The sequence below is a fragment of the Scytonema millei VB511283 genome (assembly GCF_000817735.3).
GTDB lineage: Bacteria > Cyanobacteriota > Cyanobacteriia > Cyanobacteriales > Chroococcidiopsidaceae > Chroococcidiopsis > Chroococcidiopsis millei_B.
Window position 1 is genome coordinate 149184 of record NZ_JTJC03000001.1, and the last position, 19913, is coordinate 169096.

Sequence of the window (19913 nt, forward strand, 5' to 3'; positions counted from 1 at the left end):
GCACAACGCTTGCGTTTCCCACTCCCGTACGGGTGGGTTTCCAAACCCATCCCTACCGACTCCCTAATAAAGGTGCAGCTGCCAATAGCGTTTGGGTATAAGGATGCTGAGGATTGTTAAAGATAGCTTGAGTCGTATCGATTTCGACAATCTGACCGCTATTCATCACAGCAATGCGATCGCATAAAAATCGAGCTACCCATAAGTCATGGGTAATAAATAAATAAGTTAGATCGAACTCTCGCTTTAATTCCAGCATTAAATCGAGTACCTGAGCTTGGATGCTAGCATCAAGCATACTGACAGGTTCGTCACAAATTATCAGTCGCGGACGAGTAATCAACGCACGGGCGATCGCGACTCGCTGCTGTTGTCCGCCAGATAGTTCGCTAGGATAGCGGCTGTAGTAATTCTCTAGTGGAGTTAGTCCGACGCGCTTCAGCATTGCCATGACCTGCTCTTTTGCTTCCGCAGGATTAGCTATTTGATGAATCAACAAAGGCTCGGCAATATTCTGTCCCACTGTCATTGTTGGATTAAGACAAGCATGGGGATCTTGAAAGATCATTTGCATCTGTCGGCGAGAAAGGCGTAGCTCTTGTCGCGACAAAGTAGTTAAATCCGTGCCTTGCCACTCTACTTTTCCCGATGTAGGACGAGCTAACTGCAATATTGTTCTAGATAAAGTACTCTTACCACAACCCGATTCTCCAACTAATCCCAAAATTTCCCCAGGGAAAAGTTCCAAATTTATGCCATCTACAGCCTTAATTGTCTGGTCTTCAACCTTAAACAACCGCTCAATAAAATTGCTTTCTAAGCTGTAATACTGTTTGAGATCGGTAATTTTGAGAATTGGTAATTGGTAATTGGTAGTTGGTAGTTGGTGAGTGGCTGGTGGCTGGTGGCTGGAATTGCTTCCTTGTCCCCCTTGTCCCCCTGCTCCCTGCTCCCTGCTCCCTGCTCCCTGCTCCCCATGAATATGCAAAGCCGCCTGCAAAAGCGATCGCGTGTATTCGTGTTGGGGTTGCCGAAATACTGTTTGGGAGGAACCAGTTTCGACTAATTCTCCGTCGTGCATTACGCCAATGCGATCGCAGTATTCTCCCACCAGTGCCAGATCGTGAGAAATCAATAACAAAGCCATGTCCCGCTCGCGACATAGGCGCATCAGTTCTTTTAAGATTTGCGCCGCTACGGTTACATCTAGACTAGTTGTTGGTTCGTCGGCAATAATTAATTTGGGATCGAGCATCAAAGCTAGGGCGATCGCCACCCTTTGGCGCATTCCACCGCTAAATTCATGTGGATATTGATGCCAGCGATTTTCGGGAATTTTCACGGCGGCGAGAGTGGCGATCGCTTTATCCCTTAGTTCTCGTTCTGACAGTTGGGGTTGGTGCGCCCTTAGAGTTTCCACGCAGTGCTTGCCAATCGTCATCAGCGGATCGAGGCGCGTCATCGGATCTTGAAATACCAGTGCTACTGCTTCCCCGCGAAATTGCCGCATCTGGGTAGGCGTGAAATCTAATACCGATCTATCCTCAAACATGACTTTGCCATTCACGCGGCTGGCGGTTGGTAACAGGCGCATTACAGCCCGCCCTAGAGTCGATTTACCGCAACCTGACTCCCCCACCAGCCCCAGGCGTTCGCCCCGTTGCAGCGTCAGAGAAACGCCGTTGACAGCCCATTGCAGATTTTCCCAATCTTTTTGGTGTGGATAGGCAACTTTGAGATTGTCGATACAAAGTAGAGCTTGGCTCATATTATCAGTTATCAGTTATCAGTTATCAGTTATTGGTGAATCAATTTTAGATGGTGGATTTTGAATTGGTCATGGGTAATGGGTAAGTCGTAGGTGAGAATTAACTGGTCAGGAGTCACCGGCTCGGTGGTGGTTTTACTGGTTTATTTACTGCTCTACATTTAAGCCATCAGCACTGCTCTCTACCCATCGTGGCGATCGATCTCGCGTGAAGTTTCATGTTTAAACCCTTACTCTATGAGTTTTTGAGTGGGAAATGAAATCGGATTTGGTGTGAGCTAGATATGACGATTGATTATCTAGTTTTAGGTTTAGGTAGCACTACGGGTTATTTTGGCGTAGAAGGAGCAAGCGAGCATTCTTTTTCGTTCCGCACTAGAGAAGATGCGATCGCGTTAGGAAGACATCTACGCGATTATCTCCAAAGAGCAAGTCAAACAGAAGATATATAACAACGCCGCACTCTATTGACGTTTGCTGTCTTGGGTGCTGGTTGTTCTGGAGTAGAGCTAGCTGCTACCTTAGCAGACTTATTACCCGATTGGTATGCTCAAATTGGTGGTAACAAACAAGAAATCCGGGTAGTCATTCTTCTTTGAGCCAAGGGCGAACCGAGCCAGAATCCTTCCCAAATACCGCGCATGACTATAGTATTCTCATTTGGGCGATCGGCTCGCGCTCTTAGAGTGCTTCTAGTATCAAGCCATTCGACAAATGACCAATGACCAATAGCAGCATTTTGGTAGAGTGTCGAATATATATCTATGAATTAACATGAAAGAATAACTATTATGACGAGCGATCGCAACGGCTTAGAAATGTTATTGGATCGAGACAAACCGACAGTGCAATCTGAAAATCTTCCTTATGAAGTGGCTGTCATTGGAGCTGGTATTTCTGGAACTGCTTTGCTGTATAGCTTAAGTAAGTATACTAATGTAGAGCGGATTCTCTTAATAGAAAAAGAATCAGAAGTTGGCTTATGCAATTCTCATAAAACAATGAACAGCCAAACGCTTCATTTTGGCGATATAGAAACTAACTATACTCTAGAAAAAGCTCAAAAAGTGAATCGAGCTGCAACTTTAGTCAAAAACTATCTTTTAAGGAACGACACCAGCCAAAAAAGCTATAGCAAGTACCATAAATTAGTCTTAGCTATTGGAGTAGAGCAAGTTCAAGAACTGCGAGATAGATACAGAGAATTTCAATCGTTATTTCCGCAATTAAAATTAATTCAAAAACCAGACATAGAGGCAATTGAACCTAATGTTATTAAAGATAGAAAGCCTGACGAAGAAATTATAGCTTTATATTCTGAATCAGGCTACACAATAGATTTTCAGGCACTATCTCGCTCGTTTTTGGAAAACTCAATTGAAACTAAAAAAACAATTGACATTCTAATGTCAACAAAAGTTAAGTTTCTCAAAAAAGCGCAAGATTTATACTATATACAAACCGATCGAGGAACATTTTCGGCGAAAACCGTGGCTTTTGCCACTGGAGCATATAGTCTTTTATTTGCCAAAACTCTAGGTTATGGAAAAGATTATGCCCTTTTGAACGTAGCTGGAAGTTTTTATTTCTCACCAGGTGTTTTAAATGGCAAAGTCTACACCGTACAAATGAAAAAAATTCCCTTTGCTGCTATTCATGGAGATCCGGAAGTTCACGACCAAAGCCTGACTAGGTTTGGTCCCACCGCCAAAGTCACTTTACTATTAGAGAATCGCAAATATGCTACTGTTTTAGACTATCTTAAAACAGCAGGATTCAGTATTAATGCTATTATTAGTTTCTTAAATATACTATCAGATCCAACCATTTTTAAATATATTTTGAGGAATTTAATTTACGATCTACCGTTAGTCGGTAAAAGACTATTTCTAAAAGAAGCACGTAAGATTGTTCCTTCTTTACAACTGAGCGAATTACAATTTGCTGAAGGTTATGGAGGAATCAGACCCCAAATTGTTAATACAAAAACTAAGCGTCTTGAAATGGGAGAAGCGAAAATTGTTGGAGAAAATATTTTGTTTAATATAACTCCTTCTCCTGGTGCTTCTACTTGCTTGCAAAATGCCGAATACGATACTGATAAAATTGTCGCTTTTTTAGGCTCGCAATATACATTTAATAAGCAACAATTCTGGAAAGATTTAGGAGATGAGTAAGGATAATAGGGAGTAGGGAGTAGGGAGGCAAGAGAGCTGAGGGGGCTGAGGGAGAGAATATAAATTCGTTATCTCTACTTCTTACTACACATAAATCAAGAGATGTGCTACGGCACATCTCTTCTAGCAAACTGAAACTAACTCAATTGCCTACATACTACTAGCATTACTAACAGCAATTAATACCTCACCTTTAAGCATTCTCTGAGCGCCATCAAGCAATGCTTCTTCTAAATATGGTTTAGTGAAGTAGCCGCTAGCTCCTAACTGGAGTGCCATTTGGCGGTGACGGTCGGAACCCCGCGATGTCAACATGGCTATTGGTAGTTGACTCAATCTCTCCTCTTTTTGCATCCGCGATAGCAACTCTAAGCCATCCATTCTTGGCATTTCAATGTCGCAGAAAACTAAGTCGCAAGGTAAACCATCGCGGAGCTTGTCCCAAGCTTCCTGACCGTCACGCGCTTGTTCCACACGATAGCCAGCATTGGTAAATGTCATCGACAACAGCTCGCGGACGGTAATCGAATCATCAATAATTAGTACTAATGGTTCTGTTTTAACTGGCGCTGCTGGTATTGGTGGTGCAGGAATATGTCTGGGCGACCAAACAGTACCTCTACCATCTTTCTGAATCCGTCCTACAGATAGATCGATTAACTCCAATACATCTGCGATCGGCACGATCCGACCATCCCCCAAAATTGTAGCACCAGCAATTCCCACGGGCTTGGGTGCAGGCGCTTCAAATTGTTTAATGACAATTTCTTGTTCGCCTAACACTTGGTCAACTTGGAGCGCAAAGAATGTATCGGCAGAACGGAGAATCACAATTGAAATAGCGTTATCGTCGCGGCTGCTGCCATAAATGCTACCTCTACCTAATTGGCGAGTGAAACCAAGCAATTCTTTTAAGGGTCGGAATGGTAACAAGGAATCGCGCCAAGGAATGCAAGTCTGTCCCTCTGCGTTGGTGACGATATCATTCAGGGGAATGTCTATCATCTGTTCCACGCCGTCCATCGGGAATGCAATGCGAGCCTTATCGCTCACGCAACAAAGTGCTTTACAAATACTCAGTGTTAGAGGCAGACGAATCGTGAAGGTTGTTCCCTTGCCCAGAGTGGAATCAGTGTGAATTGTACCCCGCATTTGTTTGAGGCTAGTCAGCACCACATCCATCCCAATACCTCGTCCGGCAAATTGATCTACTTGCTCTTTGGTGCTAAAACCTGGTTGAAAGATCAGGTTAAAAACATCCAAACGATCCATGCTGTCTGCTTCTGCTGAGGTAATTAGCCCATTTGCGATCGCTTTTGCCTTCACTTTTTCTGGATCGATCCCAGCTCCATTATCGCTAACGGTAATTACAGTCTGATTGCCTTGGTGAAAAGCGCGAATTGTAATTTTGCCAGCCGCAGCTTTGCCTTTAGCAGTTCGCTCATCTGGGGTTTCAATTCCGTGAGTAATCGCATTGTTGACTAAGTGGGTCATGGGGTCGTAGAGTTGCTCTAAAAGCCCCTTGTCAATCAAAGTCTCGTTGCCTTCTACTTGTAGTTCTGCTTGCTTGCCGTATTTGAGAGCAATGTCACGCACGGCTCTAGGCAACCGTTCGGCAATTTGACTGAAGGGAACCATTCGCGATCGCGTGATCCCTTCTTGCAAGTGGGTTGTCACTTGGCGGAAGTTGCGCGCTACTTGCTCGGTTTCACCCGTGACAAATTCAATATCCGAAGAAGCCTCGCGTACCCTGACGATCAACTCGATCATTTCCTGTGCTAAGGTATGGAAGCCTGTAAAGCGATCCATTTCTAGTGCGTCAAAGTTGACTCCAGTAGCGTGCCGTTCCTCTACTGAGGCAGAATTGCCATCTGGAACTGAAATTAGTTTTCCTGCCTGACGACTATTGAGCAGGGATGCTTCTAAGAGCGATCGCTCGTATAGTTCCTGCATCCTCGTACCCACATCACCCAACTGCTGGACTTGGTGCAGCAAGTTGTCGAGGAACTGCCGCAGCCTTTCTTGATCTTGCTCTAAGCTATTCCGGTATACGACTAGCTCCCCAACCATATTACCAATACTGTCTAGTTGCTTTACTGGCACGCGCATCATCTGCTCGAAGGCGGGACGGCGAGGGCTAGGGGACGCAGCTGCTGGTTGCGTTGCTGCTGGCGCTGGTTGAGGTGCAACTACGTTGGTAGTTTTCGCCGGACTCTTGTGTAATAACTGTTCCAAATCGCCAAAGTCATCACTGCTGGGAGCTGTGGTAGTAGCTGCTGCAACTTTAGGAGTTTCCTGCAAGAGTAAGTCTAAATCGCCAAAGTCATCATCACTGCTGGGAGGCGTGGTAGTAGGTGACTCGATCGCAGGTACGATTGGAGATGAGCTTAAATCTAATAAAGCTTCTGCCGTGGCGATCGCATTTGTGACTGATTCTTCCTCATGCAATAAAGCATTTAGTTCGGGAAAATCATCATCTGTTGCCAACTGCGAGTCAGCCAGAAAATCTGCTTGGGCTTCTCCTAGCAAGACATCATTTTCAGTTGTATCTTGGCAGATAGATTCCACCACGGACATTAGCTCTGTAATGTTCTCATCGATGATATCCGCAGTGGAAGTAGAAAATAGCTCGGCATCACTTTCAGCCATTTCAGCCATGAAATCGAAGTTATCGCCCAACTCCAAACTCGGTTCGAGTTCAAAGCTGAGAATATCTTCGTTCTCAGTTTGAGTGAGATCGCTAGCCAAACTTAATTCTGTTTCCCCAACATCCCAGGCGGCGCTTGTAATAGAACTCTCATCATCTATGTCGCTGCCAGTGTCCCAGTCCACCATCAGTTCGGTACTGCTGAAATCGTCTGTCGCTGTCAGCGATGTGTCGGTGAGTAAATCGCTGCTAGGCTCTAATTCTATATTGAAAGAATTATCTAATTCTTCTACCGTTTCTTCTACCGTGGCAGAGTCAAAGCCCATCTCTAAGGTTTCGCTGCCAGTATCCGATTGCGCGAGCGATTCTGTATCTTCTGTAGAAGTTTCGACTACTAAGTTTTCGGCTACTAAGTTAAAGTTATCGCCTAACTCCAAACTCGGTTCGAGTTCAAAGCTGGGAAGTTCTTCGTTCTCAGTTTGATTGCTATCAAAATCTAAACCTAGTTCTGCTTCCCCAACATTCCATGTCGTACTAGGAGTGATATTTTCATCATCTTCCCCGACATCCCATGTCGTAACAGGAGTGGTACTTTCCTCATCAACAGGTACTGATGCTGATTGTGTGAATAGCTCTAAGTTAGATGCGTCAAAACTGGTACTGTCGCTCAACTCGATCGTAGTGGAATCAACCCCGATTTCTAGGGCTTCACTGCTAGTATCCCACCCTGTCATCAGCTCGGCACTACTGAAATCGTCTGCTGTTGTTAGTGATTCGTTGGTGAGTAGATCGCGATCGGACTCTAATTCTGAGTTGAGAGTGTCATCTAACTCGATTGTGGCAGAGTCAAAGCCTATTTCTAGAGTTTCGTTACCAGCATCCCATTGTGCGATCGATGCTGTATCTTCTATAGGCACTTCATCTGTTGATTCTGCCTGCATAAAAGAAGAATCAATGTTTGTTAGTGCTATCTCTTCTGAAGTGGGAGAAGTCAATAAATCAGCAGTACTATCAAAGCCTAATTCATCACTATCCCATTCCGATTTAGGGATGCCACTACTGTCGTCCCACTGGGAATTAGCTTCTGTTTCCAAACCAAGCTCGTTACATAATTCTAGATTAGAATTGGCTTCTAAACCGAAACCATCACCTAGTTCCAAACTAGAATCGATTGTCAAATCAAGCTCGTTCCCTAGCTCCGAACTGGAATCAGCTTCTAAATCGCGATTCTCGCCTAGTTCTAGACTAGAATCAGCGTCTAAACCAAAGCTCTCACCTAGCTCCAAGCTATGACTAAAATCGGTTGTCAAATCAAGGCTCTCGCCTAGTTCCAGACTAGAATCGGCTGCTAAACCGAAACCATCACCTAATTCCCAGCTATGGCTGGAATCAGTTGTCAAATCAAGGTTCGTGCCTAATTCCAGGCTAGGGCTAGAATCAGCTGCTAAACCACAACTTTCACCTAATTCCAGGCTAGGGCTAGAATCAGCTGCTAAACCACAACTTTCATCTAGCTCCAAACTAGAATCGGTTGTCAAAGCAAGACTCTCACCTAATTCCATTTCTGTAGAGTCGAAACCCATCTCTAGGGCTTGGTTGCCAGTATCCCATCCTGCCATGAAGTCTGGATTGCGATCGTCGGCTATTGATGTCAATAGTTCTAAGCTAGATTCAGTCCCAAAACTAAGCTCGCTGCTCGACTCCATTGAAGAAAAGCCAAGTTCTAACTGCCCTACATTACTATCATCCCATCCTTCATTAATCTTAGGAGCAATGTTGTCAGTTTCTAAGCATAAATTATTATCTATTTCAGGAACTAAATCGCAATTTAATTCTACTGCTTCAATCTCATGGTTCCATTCGGTCAATGATTCTGTAACATCATTATCAGCATTGATTGTAAATATTGGTGTTACACTTGCTGGATATGCGATCGCGGCTAAATCAAACTCTGATTCAGTCAACTCAGATTCTACTTGTGGCACAAAAGCAATCAAGTCATCTGACATAGCCAATTCATTGCTTAGTTCAAGCTGTATTTCTGTATCGGCGATCGCTTCTACCGAACTATCGACAACAGCTTCGGAGCCTAATGTTTCGAGCTGCGGTAAGCTCTGAGTTTCCTCTGTCCACAACTGATTTATATTGACATTTTCTGAATTATCTGTGGGATGCGTTGCTTCCAGAGATGTAACGTCATCTAAACCTGCTGTTGGAGCGCTAAACAAATTCAAAAAAGCAGGTTCTTCGTCAATTGAATTTAGAGAAATATCTTGGGCTTCAGTAAATAAATTATTGAGCGCTAAAGTCTCTTCAGAAGAAATTGAAGATGGCGATTCAATATCTTGAAGCGAGATATCATCAGAGCGATCGTTGATGACATCTAGCAGATCGGTTGTTTCTTGCCAAAGTTGATTATTGCTGTCCGACTTGGGAGTAAATAAGCTGCTAAGAGCGTCATCATCTGACAAGTTGTCCAGTTGTTCTTCTGTAGAGAATGCTATTTTGACTTCATTATCAACAATCGCAGGAGGTGTGAAGATATCCGCTCCTAAAACGAGAGAATTTTCAGTAAACTGATTCTCGTTTAACTCAAAACTATTGCTATTGTTTTCTTCCCAATCCAGTAAGAAAGTATTAATCGACAACGATTGCAATTGTTCGCAGATGATAATTTCATCTGCACGGTGAGCGAGAATGAGTTCCTGTGCTTGTTTGAGTTCGCGAATAATGACTGGAGCAAGAGTACGATAAGAGTTGTCGGCATTGGCGATCGCTCCTGCTGCTGTTTCGCACAACGTCAACCAGCCAGATAAGTCATATTCCACTCCCATCTCAGCGAGTCGGGTACAGCACGCCTGAAGTTCTTGGCGCGTTTGAGATGTCTCCGGCTGCTTAAATAGTTGTAACAACTCTCTGAGTGTTTCTGGGACGCTGTACTCAAAAGCGGATGCGATCGCTGCTTGCGCATCCGCAGTAACCGCAGGCATGGGTAATTCATCTGGATGCATACTACCACCAGCTTGTCCCACAAGTACAGATAGTTGATGTTCCAGAGCAGCAAACACTGGTTCGACTTCTGCCATTAACCGACTGGCTTCACCATCGCTTAAGTTAGAGCCATTTTGAAGTTGCTCCAAAAGTGCCTTTAAATTATCGAAAACTTGCAAAAATAATGATTCTAGAGTTTGCTCGATCTGAATCGACGGACACTCTTTCAAAATTTTGAAAAAATCTTCCAAGCGGTGAGCTGTACGCTGGATGCTATTCAGCCCCAGCATTGCTGCTCCCCCTTTAATTGAGTGAGCAGCTCGAAAGATTTCATTTACCATCTCCGAATCTGCAAGCGTACTTTGCAGATTTAACAAGCCTTGCTCAATCGTATTTAGGTGGTCGTTGGCTTCTTCGAGAAAATAGCCCAAAATCCGCTGTTGTTGTTCCGGCAGCATAATAATTATTTTGAGTTTTGAGTTCTAAGTTTTCAGGTAAGAGAATTAGTTTTGAGTTAAGAAATTATTTTGAGTTTTGAGATCGAAGGATAGTATTGAGTTGAGGTTGTAGCCATAAATCAATACTTGACAATAAGTGAAAAAATAGCAATAGACAATTTCATCCCTACTCGTGTTAAACTCAAAACTCAGTAGAATTGGGCGAACATAGAATTCCAAACACTCAGTTAAGAACATTATTCGTACTATTTAACTGAAAGTTTTTGATTTTGGAATTCCTTTAATTAATTTAGGTTATTACATTCCAAAATTCCAAATTCAAAATGGAATCGCCCTTTGCTACCATTCAAAACACCATAGCTACACTCGGAAGCGTTCTACTGAAGTCTGTAGTTCTCCAGCTACCTGCACGAGGTTTTGCAGAGAGCCAGAAACTCGCTGAGCTTCCCGAGAGGTTTCTTGTGCTGTTAACTCTACTGACTGTACCACAGCTGCCACGGCGCGAGAGGTTTCTGTTTGTTGTACGGTGTCAGCAGTGATCGAACCAACCAAAGCATCAATACGATTGGAGACTTGCACGATGTCTTCCAGCGATCGCTTGGCTTGTTCGGCTAGCCTCGTTCCTTGAATAACCTGTTGAGTTCCCTCTTCCATCGCTGTCATTACCGAACCCGTCTCGCTTTGAATTTGCCTTACGATCTGTTCGATTTCTTTCAATGCCTTGGCAACTCTATCTGCTAGCTGACGTACCTCATCCGCAACAATGGCGAAGCCTCGACCTGCTTCTCCAGCTCTTGCTGCTTCAATACTGGCATTAAGTGCCAACATATTCGTCCGCGAAGCAATTTGAGAGATCAGTGCCACAATCTTAGAAATTTCTTGCGAGGATTCTGCCAGCCGCTTTACCTTGCGAGTGGTTTCCGCCACCGTCTGCCGAATCTCTAAAATACCTGCTACCGTTCTTTCTACTGCCTCACCGCCTTTTTGAGCGGTGTCGGAAGCAGAACGCGCTACAGATTCAGCCTCTCTCGCCGATTCTGCTACCCGTTGAATTGCGTCTGTTAGCACTTGTACGGAATTAAGCGTAACTGCTAGCTCTTCAGCTTGACGCAAAGCGTCTTGGGACAGCGCCCGAGCAAATGTTTCGTTGTCGGCAGATCCTTGACTGACCTGTCGAGCTGCTAGTTTTACTTGTCCGACGATCTCTCGCAGATTTTGAATTGTTAAGTTAAACGAGTCGGCAACCGCTCCTAAAACGTCAGCAGTGACTTCAGCCTGTACGGTTAAGTCTCCCCTTGCCGCACCTTCTACATCGTCTAGTAGTCGAATAACCTGCCGTTGTAATTCTTCTTTAGCCTGTTCTTGTTCTTGTGCTTTGCGCTGCGTTTCTGTAGTAATTTGAGCAATGCCTTGTAGCATATCGTTAAACTCAGAAGCTAACAGTCCAAACTCATCTTGAGAGTAAACTGTAGCTCTAGCATCGAGATTGCCCGTCCGCACGGTATTAAATTGTCCGCGCAGATCCATTGTGGTTTGTTGAATTTGTTTGAGCGTCAGTCGTCCCATGAAGCGCGAACTAGCAAAACTTGTAGCTCCAGCAACGAGAGCCATTGCTAGACCTGTGGTTTGTACTGCACCTCGGTTTTCCTCCTTCAGTAACATCGACCCACCAAAACCAACGGCAGCGACAACCAAAGCAGAGGTAATACCGACAGTGCTAGCGGTCAGCCATTGCTTTTTCGCTAGAGGAGCTTGCTCGAACTGTCCTACCAAACCGCCACTGTTGGCAGATAATTGGCGATCGCCTGTATCATCCGCTTGCAAATTGGGAATAGACGATGCCAAATGAGCTGGTTCTGCTTTGTTGCTAGCGCGGTCGTTTAATTCGCCGTGACTATCCGCAGCCGGTAAGGAGGAGGTACTGCCTGATAGAGGAGAAGACAACAATCCAGAATCTAGCAGTTCAGAAGCCGACTCTGGAAGTTCAAACTCTTCGATTGAATTGCGTTCAGAGCTACTAATATTGTTGTTTTCGGTGTCAAGATCGTAGCGATCGGGAAACTCGCGATCGAATTGAAAGTGAGACAAGTCTGAATTTTGGGGATGAGAAAGCTCGTGCTGGCTCAAATCTGGTAGACTCAACTCTAAATTGCTATCTTCTGATGAATTACTTTCTGGCTGATTCCACACAAAAGGATTGCCAAAAGGCATAGAAGAATTGCTACTGCTGGTAACATTTGTGCTGTCGAGATGCGATTGAGCAAACGGACTGTCAAATTGATGCGAAAAAGACTTCGGAGAATCTGAATAGGACGACTGCTCTGTAGCGTAGTAGTCCGGTGGTTCAGCAGCGTCAGCTCCTAACAAGAAAGTATTTTCAATTTCTGATGCTGGCATTCTGCCATTACTATACTGCTCCGAACTTTCGTACTGTTTAACTGACTCCAAGCCGTTTTTCGCACAATCAATCAGTTCTGGATCTTGTGTCAGTTGTAATACAGTTTGATATTGTTCTCTAGCAATTTCATACTGCCGAAGAACGCAGTAAATGTGACCTCGTAGGAGGCGACTATTAGGATCGGTAGGAAAGTCTTCGATCAATCGATCGACAAAAGTAGCCGCTTCCTCATAGTTGCCTTGAATGTATGCTGTTTGAGCTTGTTGATATTGCTGCTCGTGATTAGTACTTGATGTCATTTGCTGCCTCTGCTTGCCTTGATTTCATGCTGCCCAAAGTTCGCTCGATATAATTGCCTTGTGATCTAGCAGTCGAAGACGCTGATGGGTATCTTCATCTAAAATCCACTCACCACGGACAAAGGGAGCCATACTGGTTGCAACTTGAGTAGGCTGCTGGACTTTTTCCGCACTCAGCCATTCCATCCCGACAATGCGATCGACTGCCAATCCTAAGAGTATTTCTTGCTCTTCTACGGCAATTACCGGAATTTCTGGTCGCTCTGTGTTTAAGGCTGTTGATTCTCCCAAAATTTGGCTGAGGTCAGCTACCCAGATCACTCGTCCGCGTAAGTTGATCGTGCCCAAGAGTAAGCTGGATGTATTGGGAATTGGTGTAATGCGATCGAGAGGAGCTGAGATGACCTCCCGAACAATAATTGCTGGCAATGCCAGCTCTTGAGTGGGTGTGACAAAAAAGCGTAGGTGTAGTTCTCCTTCCCGAATCTCTAATTGCTGAAATTCTGACGCAACTTGAACTTGGTCAGCACCCATTGACAAGTCCAGATCTACCATGCCACTCACCCTTGCCCTCGCAGTAATTGTTTAACTGTTGCTAGTAATTCTTTTGGTTGAAATGGTTTGACAATGTAAGCGTCTGCGCCCTGTTTCATTCCCCAGTAGCGATCGAATTCCTCGCCTTTGGAAGAACACATCACCACTGGAACATTTTGGGTTTTTGGATCGGTTTTCAGCTTGCGACAAACCTCGTAACCATTCATTCTGGGCATGACAATATCTAGCACCACCAAATCGGGACAAGACGCTTCTTGCAAATGCTCTAAAGCCTCCATACCATCAGTGGCTATCATCACCGTCAATCCACTCCCCTGAAGAAGATCGATAATAATCTCCCTTTGAGTAGGACTATCTTCCACGACTAGCACTGTACTCATAACTGTTTCTTTGCCTCCTGGCTTCAACGTCCCGCCTGTGGGCACGACCACCGTGGTTAACTAAAAATTATGCATCAATTAAGCAAGCTAATTTATTTACAATCGAGCTGTAAGAATGCCGAAAATTTAGTATAAATATGTGTAAAATCAATTTCAATTTTGTCCTGCATGAACTTGCAAAATATAAGTTAATGGCTCAAATAATTGTAGGCAAACTCAAAGAGTGCTGATTTTTAGATAAAGCTCTTGCATGAGCTTCGATCGAATAAGATACTTAGGCGAGACTTCACAGTTTTTATGCTGTCAATACACGCAATAAAAGACATTCTCTCAGATGCAATACAAATTATTTGGATAGTTAGTATTTTAAGAGAATCTTAGATTACTAAACTACAGCATCAACTTAGCTCTACCTCAATCGTTTATCCAAGCGCAAATCCACTGAGAACTTAATCCTATTTAAGTTAAAAACTTACCACAATCGGTGGATCTACAGAGGCGAACAGTTATCAGTTATCAGTCAACCGTCAACCGTTAACCAATGACTAATGACCAATGACCGGACGAGCAATTGATAGGTAGTTAATTTTGCCTTATGACTAGTGAGTTATGAGTTGTGACTTGTCCTCACACCCTTCTTATGCAGGTGTTTTTCTACTAGCATTAATAACTCGCTATTGGTGAAAGGTTTAGTGAGATAGTCGGTTGCCCCTACTGTTCTGGCTTTGACGCGATCGATGAATCCGTCTTTACCTGTTAGCATGACAATAGGTGTTTGCCGGAAGACGCTGGAGCGGCGCAGCATGGCACATAGCTCGTAGCCATCTAGTACGGGCATGACAATATCGCACAGAATTAAATCTGGTGGCTGATGAAACAGCAGACTAAATGCCTGAAGCGGATCGCTACAGCTCAAGACTGTAAATCCTTGCTGCTGTAGGATAGTTTCTACAGTTTTGCAAATAGCGATCGCATCGTCGATGCATGTGATTGTTAGCGTTTTGATACCAGAAGACAAATGAGGATTATCGGTTGTTATCCCAGTGATTTTTGGTGTGTGAATTTGTATCCAACCGTGTTTCACGCAAGGATAAACCGCTCTGCCTACGGTGAAAATATCTCGATTGAGATAGCGTGCTAGTTGCCGCAAAGAGGTTTTACCATCTATCCAAGTCTCTAGTCGATTGGCGGTTACTGCTGGCAAGCCTTGACGCAATCCTTGAAGATCGGCGATCGTCAAAGAGCGATCGGGAGATTGAATATAAGGATATAACTGTTTCCATGCTTGCACCTGCTGCACGATCTTGGTTGCTAAAGCAGCACTAGCTAAAGTTGTCAAGTGCGGCGATCGGGTAACTCCTGGCTCGAAAATAAACAAACCTTGATGCAAGCTCAACAGATCGAACAGGGTTTCATGCACAATGCTGTGGATGATGCTACGAGCTTGAGCAGGGGTGAGAACGCGATCTTCTAGCAATGTCCAAAGATAAGCATACTCTAGAGCGTTATGAGCTGCGAACATAGAAGTTGTAATTTGCTCTAGGTCGATCTCGATTCGATAGTGTCGTAGATAATCGCGTAGACGAGATAAACTGCGATCGCCATCTGTGGCATAGACGATTTGACCGTTGAGAAAAAAGATAAACCAACACTGCGATCGCGGGTACGAACTCCTGTGACACAAGGCAAAGTTTGGATCTGCGTGATTCACGTTACTAGAAGGACTGTAGGCTTCAACAAACAATTCCCCCGTTCGCTGTCCTAATTCAATGAGTTGTAAAATACTGCGAATATCAATTTCACTTAAGTTACCCTGCATTTAGCTGATGAAGCTCCTATGTAATCGCGTATACCCCTTCGTTAAGTCTTCCCTTTTATAGTCATCAGTCATCAGTTGGCTAACATTGACTCTGACCAATGGCAGATGACAAATGACGACTAATCGCTAGTTGCCAATTTTGTAACAAAATTTAACAAAAAAGAAGTGAAGAAGTTAAGCAATAACTCGGAAGTGACATTGACTGTACTCAGTCCAAAATAGAGTCGGATATTTCTGCGCCTGCTGATATTAGCTTTAACCAAAATGGGGTTTTGACCACAAAGGAGATTTAACCAAGTGAGTCAAACATGACAAGCAAGATCGGTTCGCAGCTGAGGCATTGGTAAATCAAGAGGACGACTGGTGTGCTGTATTTAGCAGAAGTACAAAAGCAAAAAGCTTTTATGGGTCTGAAGACAGAAATCAAGCTGCTGGCATTTCAAAGAGCTGACCAGAGTTGGTCTTCTGTACAGGGAGAAGAGATTGTTGCAGCTGAGGAAGCAAACAATCTCAATGCTGGAGCGCTGATATTAGCTGACTTAAATGCCAATCGACAAGTACAACGCATTCAAGAGGCAGGGCGACCTTTAGTTAGCATCTTAAGTGGTTTCTCCCGCCAAATTGAAAAGGCGAAGCTTCAGGAAGAAGAAATCGAGCAGTGGAAGGAATCTCTCACCTTTCAAAGGGATGAGATGTCCCGCCGCCACGAAGAAATGGAAATACGTTTGGAAGAGTTGGAACACATCGAGGAGGAATATAGGCGATTACAGAGCAGCCAGTCGGTAGGATTGGACGAAACAACTGTTAGCCAAGTTGAAGAATTGCTCGAACGCTTATCTCAAGGCTTACCACCGACTACAGCAGTCAGGCAAGAACTAACCTTGGCTCTAGAATTGGTAGAGACCCAGCAAGCGACCTTGAGTCCGCATTGGCAGAAACTAGAACAGCAAAAGCAAGCGATCGACCAGCAGCAGTTAGAAGTTGATAGCCAAACTCAGAGATTACAGCAAGGTCAACAGCAGTGGTCGGAAACACAAAAATCTCTAGAACAGCGAAAAGTCAAACTACAAGCGCAAGCGGTGGTGTTGCAAGCCAAGCAAGAATACGCTCAAACCCTCAACGCACATCAACGCCATCAAGAAGATTTACATCAGCAACTGAATCGTTTGATCCAACCTGTCGATGATTTTCTCTTCAGCCAGCAAGTTGATTCTGCTGCGTTAGAACAAATGCCTTTAGATCAACTGCAGCAAGTGGTACAAGATTTGCGGCGAGATTGGGAGAATGCTTGTCAGTTTGTCCACGAGCAAGAAGAGGAACTCAGAGCTAATCAACAGGCAATTGATGAAATTAAGGGGCGCTTGAGCCGAGCTGCTAGCGACGGGGAACGGGCGAATATAGAAGCAGAACTAAAAGACGAACAAGACAGTTATGAATTTCTGCTGCAAACCTTGATGGGTCAACGCCAAAATTTACAAGATCGCAAAGAAACTTTACGACAACACCAAACTATATTGTGGAGACGGCAGGGAATTCCAGTTGGCAATCGAGAAGGAGATTATAAATTAGATTTAGATCCACTATTAAGTCAAATTCAGTCGCAAAAACAACAGCAATCCCTAATACTGCAACAGCTAGAAAAGGAAATCGAGCAGATGCGCTCTGGATTTGACTTAGAGCAGGGAATGCTCGATCGGCAGGTGCAAGAACAGGAAAGACAGTGGCAGCAATTACAGACTTGGCAGCAAGAGTTGCTATCTTTGCGATCGCTGGCTGCCGATTGTAGCGGTAGAATAAATCTTTATAAAGAAATCCTCCGACCAGTACAAGATAGTTTGGATGGACTGCGACAGAAATTACAAGGAGTGGCGGGCATACTGAGCGTAGAAGCTAGCGAACCACCACAAGCAGCGATCGCTCAAATTCGCGCCAAAATTACGAGAAACTGATAAAAAAAGTCAAAAATCAGAAGTCAAAAGTCAAAAACTTAACGCTATAAGCATTTTGTATTGCGGCTTACTGGTGGCTGATTTCTGCCATGCTGCACTATGTTTAATTTATTTTAACCAAATCCAATCTTTGTCTACTGTGGCGATCGCACCGCCAGGAAAAGGATCTGTTTGCGTTCCGTTTGGAGCTGCAATCAAAGCCATAAGCTTTTCAATCTGCTCGAAGTTAGGAGAGCAACATAAAGTTTGCTGCAAAATCTGCCGCATCACGCGCCGTTGTAGAGCAATGTGGGCTGTTTGTAGAATGCGGCGGTTGATTTTTATGAGGGAGTTGGGAGTCGGGAGGAGCCAGTTGCGTGCGGGGGTGTCCCCCGTTGAGCAAACTGGCGTTCGGGAGTCGGAGAATATTAGATTTTGGATTTTGGATTTCGGATTGTTCCTCTGCCCCTCTGCTCCTCTGCCCCTCTGCTCCCTTGCTTCCTTGTCCCCCTGTCCCCTTTTCCCTTTGTCTTCCCAATCGACAGCAAGCTGTCGCAACTCATCGGCTGCTCGTTCGAGATATTCGACTTCTGCTTGTAAAAGCTCCGCAGTTTGAGCTAGGGTTAGCTCTACTTGAGAGTTGAAGTGGGTTTGGATGTAGGGCAACAATTCTTGTCGGATGCGGTTACGGGCATATTTGAGGTCTAAGTTAGTTGTATCTTCCCATACCTGAAGTTGCCGCTCTTGGCAAAATCGAGCGGTTTCAGTTCGCGTAACTTCTAAGAGGGGACGTACTAGTAGGGGTACGTAGCTTTGCGTCCCTACATGCAGAGGGCGTTGCCAAGTTAAAGCTTGCAAGCCATCTGCACCACTACCGCGAATTAAATTGTATAGTAAGGTTTCGGCGCGATCGCTGGCTGTGTGTCCCGTAGTGATAGAGGGGTAATTATGCGTTTGAGCGATCGCGGCTAGAGTTTGATAGCGCCATTGTCGTGCGGCTGCTTCATTGAGTAGAGGCTGCTCGGCTGTATGGCAATAAAAAGGAACTGCCCAATGTTGAGCTAATCGCGCCACAAAGTCAGCGTTAGCCTGAGAGTCAGAACGCCAACGATGATCGCAGTGAGCAATTCCTATGTGCCATTCCCACTTGGGTTGTAAATCTAAGAGTAATTGGACGAGGCATAAAGAATCTTGTCCGCCAGATACAGCGACGAGCAATCGCTGACGCTTCTCCAAGAGATGACGCGATCGCAGGGTACGATGTAGGCGGGCGTGAAGCGGAGTCCAGTTAGCGTGACTCATCTTAGTTGGTTTTTTGTCTGTCACTTAAAAAAACCAACCGTAAGAATGCAAACCTTTACCTAAAAGATTCACACCCAGATAGCAAACCCAAACGATGACGAAACCAGTTGCAGCTAGAATGGCTGGGCGACGACCTTGCCAACCACGGGTAATACGGGCGTGAAGATAGGCAGCAAATACTAACCAAGCAATCAACGCCCATGTCTCTTTCGGGTCCCAACTCCAGTAAGAACCCCAAGCCTCGTTAGCCCAAACTGCACCCGCAATAATACCGATTGTTAGTAAAGGAAAGCCGAGTCCAATGGTGCGATAGCTAATGTTGTCTAAGGTTTCGGCAAGACTGAGGCGTTGGGGAGAGAGTGTGAGGGAGTCGGCAGCCGATAGGGGCGCACTGCTGTGTGCCCGTACAGAAGAGTCGGGAGTAGAGGATGTCATAACATTGAGAACAGCAGTTTTACCGTTTCCATTAGTTTCTAGCATTAAAGGATTAGAAGCATCGGCAGCAACTGCTGGAGAAAGTTGAGTTAGATCGGTATTGCGTTGGAGACGATAGCCGTTTTGTCGATAACCTCCAGTACCAACAGAACTACCATGCAATTCAATTTCTTTGCCACCAGAAACGATCAAAAAGGCGATCGCTAGCAGAGAACCTACAAGTAAAGCAGCATAACTCAGCATCATGACGCTAACATGCATCATTAACCAATTAGACTTGAGGGCAGGGACGAGGGGGGCAGAGGTTTGCATATCTGATGGTAAAGTCAAAGCTGCAAAAGCAGCGATACCCATAGCAACAGGAGCGGTGAAAACTCCTACCAATCGGCTACGGCTGCTACTTTCCGCGATCAGATGAACCGCAGTTACTCCCCAAGCAAGGAAAAATAGAGATTCATAAAGATTGCTAATCGGAAAATACCCAGCTTCCAGCCATCTTGCTCCTAACAGAGTCGCAATACATAAATTAGCGATCGCCATTCCCGCCGTACCCACAGTTGGGAGAAAGCGCAGCCCTGGAAAAGCCGCTCCAACCCAATAGACTAACATTGTCAGAAATAGGACGGCAAACGAGGCATTGTCCAGCCAATTCTGAAGTAAAACCAAATTCATAATCAGTGTTCTCCTATATTTTTTTGTCAAGCATCGAGAGTCTTATTTCGATCCTACTGGGGAACAGTTATCAGTTACCAGTTA

The 19913-nt window shown here is 44.7% G+C and carries 12 protein-coding genes; 4 read left to right on the forward strand and 8 right to left on the reverse strand.

The window, feature by feature from the left end:
• Nucleotides 1-52: 52 nt before the first annotated feature.
• A complete protein-coding gene (locus QH73_RS00640) occupies nucleotides 53-1768 on the reverse strand; it encodes a dipeptide ABC transporter ATP-binding protein (protein ID WP_039714831.1) in 1716 nt (571 codons plus the stop codon).
• 284 nt (nucleotides 1769-2052) lie between these two features.
• On the opposite strand from QH73_RS00640, the gene QH73_RS00645 reads away from it, so the two are divergent.
• From QH73_RS00645 to QH73_RS00650, 3 genes are all read left to right on the forward strand, one after another.
• A complete protein-coding gene (locus tag QH73_RS00645) occupies nucleotides 2053-2220 on the forward strand; it encodes a hypothetical protein (protein WP_165587592.1) in 168 nt (55 codons plus the stop codon).
• 15 nt (nucleotides 2221-2235) lie between these two features.
• Nucleotides 2236-2367 (forward strand): hypothetical protein, encoded by a 132-nt coding sequence (locus tag QH73_RS28550; protein ID WP_286194027.1) that lies wholly within the window; start codon nucleotides 2236-2238, stop codon nucleotides 2365-2367.
• A 192-nt stretch (nucleotides 2368-2559) separates the two neighbouring features.
• Nucleotides 2560-3945 (forward strand): FAD-dependent oxidoreductase, encoded by a 1386-nt coding sequence (locus QH73_RS00650; RefSeq protein ID WP_236146863.1) that lies wholly within the window; start codon nucleotides 2560-2562, stop codon nucleotides 3943-3945.
• 150 nt (nucleotides 3946-4095) lie between these two features.
• On the opposite strand, the gene QH73_RS00655 is transcribed toward QH73_RS00650, so the two are convergent.
• The 5 genes from QH73_RS00655 to QH73_RS00675 form a co-directional block, all read right to left on the reverse strand.
• On the reverse strand, nucleotides 4096-10041 hold the full coding sequence (locus QH73_RS00655; RefSeq protein WP_039714832.1) for a hybrid sensor histidine kinase/response regulator: 5946 nt from the start codon (nucleotides 10039-10041) through the stop codon (nucleotides 4096-4098).
• Nucleotides 10042-10401: 360 nt separating this feature from the next.
• Entirely contained in the window at nucleotides 10402-12738 is a 2337-nt protein-coding gene (locus QH73_RS00660; RefSeq protein WP_039714833.1) for a methyl-accepting chemotaxis protein, read from the reverse strand.
• A gap of 24 nt (nucleotides 12739-12762) precedes the next feature.
• The gene (locus tag QH73_RS00665; RefSeq protein WP_039717291.1) at nucleotides 12763-13293 is read right to left on the reverse strand and encodes a chemotaxis protein CheW; all 531 of its coding nucleotides are present in this window, start codon (nucleotides 13291-13293) and stop codon (nucleotides 12763-12765) included.
• A gap of 5 nt (nucleotides 13294-13298) precedes the next feature.
• Nucleotides 13299-13673: a response regulator transcription factor gene (locus QH73_RS00670; RefSeq protein ID WP_039714834.1), complete on the reverse strand. Its 375-nt coding sequence runs from the start codon at nucleotides 13671-13673 to the stop codon at nucleotides 13299-13301.
• Nucleotides 13674-14280: 607 nt separating this feature from the next.
• The gene (locus QH73_RS00675; protein WP_039714835.1) at nucleotides 14281-15492 is read right to left on the reverse strand and encodes a response regulator; all 1212 of its coding nucleotides are present in this window, start codon (nucleotides 15490-15492) and stop codon (nucleotides 14281-14283) included.
• Nucleotides 15493-15857: 365 nt separating this feature from the next.
• Here QH73_RS00675 and hmpF point away from each other — a divergent pair, with 365 nt between their 5' ends.
• Nucleotides 15858-17441: a pilus motility taxis protein HmpF gene (gene hmpF / locus QH73_RS00680; RefSeq protein WP_039714836.1), complete on the forward strand. Its 1584-nt coding sequence runs from the start codon at nucleotides 15858-15860 to the stop codon at nucleotides 17439-17441.
• Between the two features lie 108 nt (nucleotides 17442-17549).
• On the opposite strand, the gene tilS is transcribed toward hmpF, so the two are convergent.
• Together tilS and ccsB are read right to left on the reverse strand one after the other, a co-directional pair.
• The gene (gene tilS, locus QH73_RS00685; protein WP_039717292.1) at nucleotides 17550-18722 is read right to left on the reverse strand and encodes a tRNA lysidine(34) synthetase TilS; all 1173 of its coding nucleotides are present in this window, start codon (nucleotides 18720-18722) and stop codon (nucleotides 17550-17552) included.
• A 24-nt stretch (nucleotides 18723-18746) separates the two neighbouring features.
• Nucleotides 18747-19829: a c-type cytochrome biogenesis protein CcsB gene (gene ccsB / locus QH73_RS00690; RefSeq protein ID WP_039714837.1), complete on the reverse strand. Its 1083-nt coding sequence runs from the start codon at nucleotides 19827-19829 to the stop codon at nucleotides 18747-18749.
• Nucleotides 19830-19913: the final 84 nt, after the last annotated feature.